This is a genomic window from Microvirga tunisiensis (assembly GCF_009296175.1).
In the GTDB taxonomy this organism is placed as follows: domain Bacteria; phylum Pseudomonadota; class Alphaproteobacteria; order Rhizobiales; family Beijerinckiaceae; genus Microvirga; species Microvirga tunisiensis.
In genome coordinates, this window is the sequence record NZ_VOSK01000297.1 from 1 (window position 1) to 7,576 (window position 7,576).

General features: G+C 62.1%; 9 protein-coding genes. 3 read left to right on the forward strand and 6 right to left on the reverse strand.

The window, feature by feature from the left end:
• On the forward strand, positions 1-380 hold a 380-nt coding region (locus FS320_RS34365), incomplete at its 5' end, for a helix-turn-helix transcriptional regulator (RefSeq protein ID WP_152716874.1).
• 62 nt (positions 381-442) lie between these two features.
• Here the strand turns inward: FS320_RS34365 and FS320_RS34370 are convergent.
• From FS320_RS34370 to FS320_RS34380, 3 genes are all read right to left on the reverse strand, one after another.
• A complete protein-coding gene (locus tag FS320_RS34370) occupies positions 443-694 on the reverse strand; it encodes a hypothetical protein (protein ID WP_152716875.1) in 252 nt (83 codons plus the stop codon).
• Positions 695-846: 152 nt separating this feature from the next.
• Complete coding sequence (locus FS320_RS34375) at positions 847-2,088, reverse strand: TolC family protein (protein ID WP_162003432.1); 1,242 nt, start codon at positions 2,086-2,088, stop codon at positions 847-849.
• A gap of 174 nt (positions 2,089-2,262) precedes the next feature.
• Positions 2,263-3,159 carry a hypothetical protein gene (locus FS320_RS34380; RefSeq protein WP_152716877.1) on the reverse strand — a complete coding sequence of 299 codons (897 nt, stop codon included), beginning with the start codon at positions 3,157-3,159 and terminating at the stop codon, positions 2,263-2,265.
• Positions 3,160-3,633: 474 nt separating this feature from the next.
• Between FS320_RS34380 and FS320_RS34385 the strand changes: the two genes are divergently transcribed.
• Complete coding sequence (locus FS320_RS34385; protein ID WP_152716878.1) at positions 3,634-4,062, forward strand: hypothetical protein; 429 nt, start codon at positions 3,634-3,636, stop codon at positions 4,060-4,062.
• Positions 4,063-4,267: 205 nt separating this feature from the next.
• Here FS320_RS34385 and FS320_RS34390 read toward each other — a convergent pair whose 3' ends face one another.
• From FS320_RS34390 to FS320_RS34400, 3 genes are all read right to left on the reverse strand, one after another.
• On the reverse strand, positions 4,268-4,627 hold the full coding sequence (locus FS320_RS34390; protein WP_152716879.1) for a hypothetical protein: 360 nt from the start codon (positions 4,625-4,627) through the stop codon (positions 4,268-4,270).
• Positions 4,628-5,014: 387 nt separating this feature from the next.
• On the reverse strand, positions 5,015-5,842 hold the full coding sequence (locus FS320_RS34395; RefSeq protein WP_152716880.1) for an LssY C-terminal domain-containing protein: 828 nt from the start codon (positions 5,840-5,842) through the stop codon (positions 5,015-5,017).
• Positions 5,843-5,917: 75 nt separating this feature from the next.
• Entirely contained in the window at positions 5,918-6,319 is a 402-nt protein-coding gene (locus tag FS320_RS34400; RefSeq protein WP_152716881.1) for a helix-turn-helix transcriptional regulator, read from the reverse strand.
• Between the two features lie 221 nt (positions 6,320-6,540).
• Here FS320_RS34400 and FS320_RS45460 point away from each other — a divergent pair, with 221 nt between their 5' ends.
• Positions 6,541-6,678, forward strand: a complete 138-nt coding sequence (locus FS320_RS45460; protein WP_153885365.1) for a hypothetical protein — start codon at positions 6,541-6,543, stop codon at positions 6,676-6,678.
• Positions 6,679-7,576: the final 898 nt, after the last annotated feature.

A 7,576-nucleotide genomic window follows, 5' to 3' on the forward strand; every position in this document is an offset into this window, starting at 1 on the left:
GCCGCATGCTGCGAACTGAGCTTCTGACGAACCAGTGCTCGGCCGCGACGGTTGCGGATCGCTTTGCCATCCATCGCCGCACCTTGAGCCGGCATCTGAGGGCTGAGGGGGCGGGCTTCCAGAGCCTTGTCGACGAGACGCGGTTTGAGATCGCACGCCAGTTGTTGAGTCAGACCCGCATCCCCCTCAGTGAGGTTGCCGTGGCGCTCGGCTACTCCGAGGCAAGCGCCTTCACGCGGGCTTTCCGGCGCTGGTCGGGACAGGCGCCGGCCGCCTGGCGCTTGGAACACGGTCCGGCTCAAACCAGCCGCCCGGTTCCCGGATCGCAGGACCGCGACGGGCGGCAGATCACCACGGCACGGGCTCGGGAACAGCCTTGATCAAGGGACGGATGGCTGAGGCAGGGAACAGCATCTCCTGTCGCTGTCCCGAAGGCTCTTCCTCAGCAGTCCGTGCAGATACCCTTCTCGACCTCACGGTCGATCCGCCGATTTTGACGATTCATCTCCTGGGTGGCAGTCGCATCATTCGTCGAAAAGTCGTTCTGCCGTTGCGTTACCGCGTCCCGCTCAAGAGTTCGTTCCGACGGGATCACGATATCACCGTCGTGGACTGGAGGCCCGGGATCCTGAGCTCTGCCCGGCGTGGTGGTCGCCAAGACGCTGAGTGCGGCAATCCAAAGAAGGCGCTGCATGGTCGTCTCTCCTGCCTGGAAGCCATCGGAACGTCAGTTTGCCACCTATGGCAGGGAGGAGCTTGACAGAATAAGACAAGGGCTTGACCTCAGTGTACAGGCTGGTGCGTCGCGGATAGAGTTCGTCTGTTCCCCCGACCGGCGCTCGAAGGTTAAATCTGCGGGCCACCAAGAGAGCCGAGGCCTCCGTTCGTCCGAGTGCCCGACCCTAACGCCGTGAGCTCCGTGTCGGCGATCCAGAAATCACGACGGGCTTCAATCGCCTTGATGTTGTGGCTCATCCATTCCTGCATGTCGGGAGCCGGTTCTGGTGGAGCTGCGGCCTGATCGATCATTTTAGCCCCAGCTTGAATCCCGGCCAAACCTCCCGTTGGGGCATTCCGCTTCTGATGAGCTCGCGCGATCTCGTAGGTTCCCCGATAGGCATGATAGGCCTCGCGAGCCTCCGAACGGGCGTTTACAGCCATCTCGGCCAGCCTGTTCGCCGCCTGCAGATAGCGCTGCTCGGCCTCGGCAACCCGGGCCTGCCCGAAATCGAAGAGAGGGATCTCGATCGTCGCCACGAATCCGTTCGTGATGGTCTTGGTCTTGCTGACGGAATCGGCAGAGTCTTTCTCAGTGCTCTTGTACCGGTTCTGCGCTGCCAGATCGAAGGCGCTGACGAACCGCGTCGCCTGCGTCAGGCCCAGCGACTTGGCCAGAGCGTCTAGTTCGAGCTTTGCGACCCGGAGGTCCAGGCGGCGTTGCAGGGCCTGCTCCTCGGCCTCCCGAACCGAGCGGATCCTGGCCGGAAGCGAAGGAACGTGGAGGGGAAGCCTGTAATCAACGTCATCCCACTGCCCCATGAGGCGGGCCAGTCGCTCCCGCTCGATGCGAAGCTTCATCCGGGCCTCGGAGACCTCGGCGTCGCCCGCGGAGCCATGAGTCTGCATGATCAGATTGACCTGCTCGTTCGCGGCCACCGCTCGATAGAATTGCTTCCGGGTTTCGGCTGCGAGGGTGAGGGTTGCTTCCGCCGCCCGGATCTGGGCCGCCCGGTACCGGGCCTGGGCAATCTCACTACGAGCCGGCAGGGTTGCCAGCGCGAGGACATTCCCGACGAGTTGGCGCGTGATTTCGACCTCCAAGTCGCCGACCAGCTGGTTGAACCCGAACCGTGGGGACGGTGGCAGGCTCGCCTGAACGTATTGTGCCTCAGAGATGCCGAGTTCGTTGTAGGAGGCCTGAAGCCCGCGATTGTTCAGGAGGGCAATCTGAACCGCTGCGCCAGGCGTCAGTGGACGCTTGAGCAACGCGGCGACACGTTCCGCTGCTGCGGCACTCTCGGATTCGGTCGAGACCTTCACCGCATCGGCATTCAGTTCGGCGTAAGCAATGCCTTGGACGGGCGCCATTCCACCATCTCCCGACAGAGAGACACACGCGCTCAGGCCGACGGTCATAATCATAGTGGAAATGAGGGGCAGAGGTCGTTCAAGGCATCCCATCGCGCATGCTCCCGCCGTCCGCAACCAGCCACCCTCGACCGGCGCATGTCAGGTTCCGATCGCCCTCCCGCTCATCGACGCTTAGAATCGCGCGCTGATACCGAGAATCGGTCCATGCTGGAGCATGTCGAACTCGTAGCGGCTTCGGCCCTCGCCCTGGACATAGTCGACATACAGCGCCCGGTAGCCGATCACGCCCGAGAACGTGATGCCCTGGTAGGTGCCGAACTCGAAGCCGTAGGCGCCAATGGCCTGCCAGGAAAAGTCGCTCCCGACGCCAAACCCGCCGATGTCGCCGCGCAGGAGGAGTTCGTGTCCCGGCGCCACGGTGTAGCGCACCCGTGCACCGATCATGGGATCGAGCCAGTCTACGGATCCAGAGCGAGCGAAAGCCCGAGCGCCAGCCACCTCGAGATCGCCGATGTCGACCGCGGCTGCGACGTCGAACGACAGGTCCGCCTCCTGGTACCAGTAGCGCGCTCCGGCGAGGATATCGAAGGCGAGTGCGCCCGAGCGGGCGACCTCGTAGGCAGCGCCGACTTCGGCGATGGCCATTTCGATATCGAGACCGAGGGATGTGGCGAGCGTGCCCGTCACGCCGGGTGCCAGCGTGCGGCTGCGGATATTGCCGCTCTCGACTCCGATCTTGCTCCAGACGACGTCGGCCAGGAGGGCGAAACGGCCATAGCGGGCCTCGAAGTCTCCCATCAGGGCCACGAGCGTGTCGCTCTCCTCGACGATGTCGACGAAGCTGGCATCGACCTTGACGGAGCGTCCGCGCACGGTCTGGGTTCCGTCCAACGCGGTGAGCCAACCATAGGGCGTGAAACGGAAGGTCCACCCGGGCATGGCGGGTGCCTCGATCACGGGAGCCGGCGGAGGTCCAAGGTCCGCAGCGAGCGCACCGTTCGGACCTCCGCCGAGGAGGCCGAGCGAAACCAGGACGCCACACGACAGCCATTGCGAAAGGTAACGCATCGCTCCCCCTTTGAATTGCTGATCCAAGGCCCCGCCAGCCATGTCATAGCAGCCGAGGTTTCGGTCCAGGTCAAGACATCAATCGATGAGCGTGAGGAGCCCTAGGACGTTTGTCCTTGAATGCTGCTTTGGGGGGCTGACGATCGGGATGCGCCATACCATCCATCGCGGCAGCTTGAGAGAAAACGCGGGTGCCGTTCCGGTTCACCGAAAACCAGGGGCAGCGCTGATGTCCATATTTGGTAAGCCAATGACCCACTTGGTCAAGCAGGGCGGCCAGATCGGCCTACGATGTCTTCTGCGCACGCGGCTGGGATCTGTGATGCCTTCGGTAAGCCGGGCCCCATCCGTGGACTGCCTTCGGCATCGCATTTCGGTCGTGGAAGCTGCGTTCATCGACGTCAGGTAGCATGGGTGGATCCGCAGCGCCTCATGCACGTCGGACCCATCGCACTTTGCGGAATGGAGGCTTCCATGAGGACAGTTGCGATTATCTCCGGGCTCGGTTTTTTGACGTTCGCAGGACTTGCAACCGTGCAGGCGCAGCCTAATCCCATTCAGGGCACTCCCAACTCGCTCTTCCCCTATGCCGCTCCGAACGAAGTCCAGATCATCAACGGTGTGCCTTGCCGGACCGTCCTCGTCGGGGGCAGCAACATCAGGGTTCCCGTGGAGTGTGCTGGTCGTGTCGCGTCGGGTACCTTTGAGCCAAGCTCTACGGGGAGCATCCGCGTCGAGGAAGGAGGTGGCCGTGTGATGTCGGGCCGGCCCATTTCCGGTACGCCGGACTCGCTTTTCCCTTACGCCGCGCAGCATGAAATCCAAATCATCAATGGCGTGCCCTGCCGGACCCTTCTTGTCGAGGGCAGCAACGTCCGGGTTCCTGTGGAGTGTGCCCGATAATCGGCCATCAGGGTCCTGACATCGGACCCGCTGTGTTGCGGTCCATCGTCGGCGATGATGGCTGAAATCGTGATCGGCGGCATATGCCATGTGTTTTAGAGGACGCTGGGTCAAACAATCACAGCGTCCTCAGCGATTCATCCGACCGGAATGGAATGTCCATTACCCGAGAAAATGAGCCCGACACCTTTGTCCTTGGCGTTGTTCAACGCGCCAAGCCGCGTGGAGCGACGAAATCAACCGGGCCGAAGGGATTGCGTGATCCAACAAAAGGTCCATTGGTGATCGGATCAGGCAGGGTGGCGACGCCGAAGCCCGCGCCGTTAGGGGCATAGGGTGGGCTCAGCAGGTAGGACTGTGCCTGCCCGTAGCCGGTATAGCCGGGATTGATTGATCCAACAGGAACCACTGGACCGGGGTCCAGGAAACTGCGGGGCGTCACCCGCAGGACGAGGGGGCCTCCTTGTCCAATGGTCTGGCGCCGGCGGCTCTGAGACTGAGCGTCCTCGGGAATAACCAGAAGTGTAACGGCAGCAATCATGACTATGACAGATGTACAGTGCATCGATAGTTCTCCTCTATCGGAGCGCGCTCGCTCGGGAGCCCCCGTTGCGGGCTTCTTCGTGATAGTCGGTGCTCGGCTCGTCACCTTCGGCAGGCGATCACTGCGCTTGGAAGGACATCTTGCGCGAAGCCGTTGTACGGCATTTCAACGCCTGTCGTTCGGCACGCCTGCGAGAACACCATTGGTGCGGTCAGTTGCGGAAAGGGCCCCGTTCGGTTTCCGCCGAACGGGGCTGAGTTTAACGGGAGGCCTTAACAAGGGGAAAAGGGGATAGAGCGGGAAGGGCCTCCCGATGTGGACCATGCCTGATTGCCGGACGATTGCTTGACCGATGCAGACAATCTCTGGACGTTCTGAGACAGGCAGTCTTCCCGACGCTGATTTCCATCAATTGCCTAGCTTGCCGGCAACCGCATTCCAGATCCCATCCTTCGCCGTGACGAGCGCCGGACTGGTCAGTTCTGTCGGAGGCTGCGTCCGCTTTTCTCCAGCAGTCACGAGGACGGCCATCCAGATCTCGCCGTCGGTATAGTAGGGGTCTCCTTCCCCGTTTCGGCCGTTCAGCGTTGGGCCGATCCCGGATACCTGGTAGCGTGTCGTAACCATTCCGGCTCGGACAAGATCCCCGATCAGGCTATCGCGCTCGGCGTCGATGTCCGGTGCGATGTGATGGGTGACCTGACCTGTGTAGCGGCTGACGCCAACGCCGCGGTCGAACGTCACCGATCCGAGCCAGACGGGTCGATCTTCCTGGCCATTCTCCAGCACCTTCCAGAAGCGGACGTGATGGCGCTGGTCGGCACTCGATCCGACGGGCTTCTCGAAGGCGAGATCCTCCGGCCGCCCCTGATAGAAGAGGGGGCTCACCGGCGCATCGTGGTCGGGCCGGTGGAGAAGCACGCTGCCGATGATCCCGATACTGCTTCGCAGCGTGATCGGATCGGCCGGGAACCAACCGGCCGCATGCATGGCGCGGACGACATCCTCCTGCGATCCGACAAGGCCGACATTGAGCGGACCACCAGGGATGCCCTGCTTCGTGTGCGTCACCATGGGGCGGCCTGCGAGCCCGCGCTGGTGTTCGTAGTGGGTCCATGCCGATGGCAGCACCACATAGGCCAGCAGAGCATAGCCGCCGAGTACGATGGCCCCGATAATCAAGCCCTTGCGGATGCGGGAGGCCGCCCGGGTTGTTCCATGATGGGGCTGGGTCATCCCAGATCCTCCAGGACGGGCACTGTCCTGACCTGGATCACGAACGGAGCTTGATAGGCCATGGCAACCTCATCCTCATTCAGGCTTTGCTTCCGGGAGCCGCCGGTTCAGTCGATGCCTCTCACGCCATGCCGAGGGAGCCTGTCCAGACCAATGCCGAAAGGCCCGCGTGAAGGCGCTCGGTTCCGAGAACTGCAACACAACCGAGATCTGGTTCAGGGCAAGCTCGGTGTTGGCTAGTAGGTCACAGGCGATCGCGAACCGGATCTCGTCAGCAATCTGCTGAAATGAGACGCCCTCGTGCGCCAAATGCCGGCTCAAGGTGCGGTGGTGCATCGAGAACAGGCGGGCGATCTCCCTCGAGGTGCAGGGCCCCTTCAGCAGCTCGGTCCGGAGCACCCGGCGCAGGTCCTCGCCGAAGCCGCTCGAAGGGTTGCCCGTCCGCGGCCCGTCGTTCCCATCGCGTCTTGAGGTCATCGCCGTCGGCCTCGGCCGACGACAGCCACAATGTCCCTCATGATGAGCCCCGTCCGGTTTCCATGCGGGCCAACCTGGCTTGCACCGGCATGGGATTGTCCATCATAGCCGCGCCATGCCCGTCTGCTTGATCAATGAGGACTTTCCGTTGACCGATCAGGACGATCGACTCCGCCTGCCACACCCCGCTCCTGACATACGGTGAACTTCAGGAATGTTGCATGAAGCGGACCTTCATGTACGACAGCAAAGCAATCGGCTGGGCGTTGGTCTACCCCCGCAAGTCTGTTCTTCGCTTGATGGATCAACTCCCGAATGGCCCGCCGCTGCTCAATGGCTTGGCAGGTGAAGCTGGTTGATAGTTGCCGTTGGCCTGCTCCTTGGGCGCCCCACTACCCTTTGCGCCTCCGCGCATCCGGCACCTCTTCCGGTCCTTCACCGCGGGTGATGGGCCTGGAGATCTTCCTAACCTTCGTCCCGCAATTACCGCCGTACCGGGGGCCAGCCGGTGCGGCGGTTTCGTCTTCTAGGATTCGATCCTCCAAGAGACGTTCCTTTCGTCCGTTGCGGACGGGGAACGTGGCTGAGCAATATCAAAGGCTTGCTTGGGCTTCCCAAGCTGAATGTCGTGGGTTCGATTCCCATTGCCCGCTCCAACTTTCCTGGCGGGCACTTGTATTGAAGGCTGCTCTTCGAAAGGGAGCGGGGGCCCCGGGTGCCGTTTGCCATCAATCGGGCTTGCGGGTGTTGACAAACGATCCGGGAATCGACATATCCGCAGCCCCGCCGGAACTTGGTTCGGGCAGGCTTCACTCTCACACGACGCCGACGCTGCCGAGATCCTCGGATCTCGCCGATCGTTTGGGTCCCGATCGCGATCTCATTTGATTCCGATCAACGGCACGAGCCATGGACGCCAGTATATGGCATGTCCCCGCGGCTCCTCTGACGACAATGAGAAGCATTCGGATGGATTGCATCGATCCGAATGATGTTCACGCAGAGGCGAATACGCTTCTGCGAACGCTGAAGCTTGTCTGAATACTGAGGAGGTAGGCTGGGGGCGCCGATTTCGGGAAAATTCTTCGAAATAGGTGTTGACCTACGGAAGGGGTTCGGGTAGAACAACTTCATCGGCGGCGGGGTTCTTCAACGAGCGTGTCGTCGGGCGGCTTCGGGGCCTGGCCCTCCTGGCAAGGGAGGGGTGAGGTGACCCGCGGTTGTTTTTGTGTCTCTGCGTGAGGCACCTGTTCTTTG

Bases quoted from the DNA above. Each gene is read 5' to 3' on its own strand.
- FS320_RS34370 (WP_152716875.1), bottom strand. From the start codon at position 694: ATGCAGCGCCTTCTTTGGATTGCCGCACTCAGCGTCTTGGCGACCACC.
- FS320_RS34375 (WP_162003432.1), bottom strand. From the start codon at position 2,088: ATGGCGCCCGTCCAAGGCATTGCTTACGCCGAACTGAATGCCGATGCG.
- FS320_RS34380 (WP_152716877.1), bottom strand. From the start codon at position 3,159: ATGCGTTACCTTTCGCAATGGCTGTCGTGTGGCGTCCTGGTTTCGCTC.
- FS320_RS34385 (WP_152716878.1), top strand. From the start codon at position 3,634: ATGAGGACAGTTGCGATTATCTCCGGGCTCGGTTTTTTGACGTTCGCA.
- FS320_RS34390 (WP_152716879.1), bottom strand. From the start codon at position 4,627: ATGCACTGTACATCTGTCATAGTCATGATTGCTGCCGTTACACTTCTG.
- FS320_RS34395 (WP_152716880.1), bottom strand. From the start codon at position 5,842: ATGACCCAGCCCCATCATGGAACAACCCGGGCGGCCTCCCGCATCCGC.
- FS320_RS34400 (WP_152716881.1), bottom strand. From the start codon at position 6,319: ATGACCTCAAGACGCGATGGGAACGACGGGCCGCGGACGGGCAACCCT.
- FS320_RS45460 (WP_153885365.1), top strand. From the start codon at position 6,541: ATGAAGCGGACCTTCATGTACGACAGCAAAGCAATCGGCTGGGCGTTG.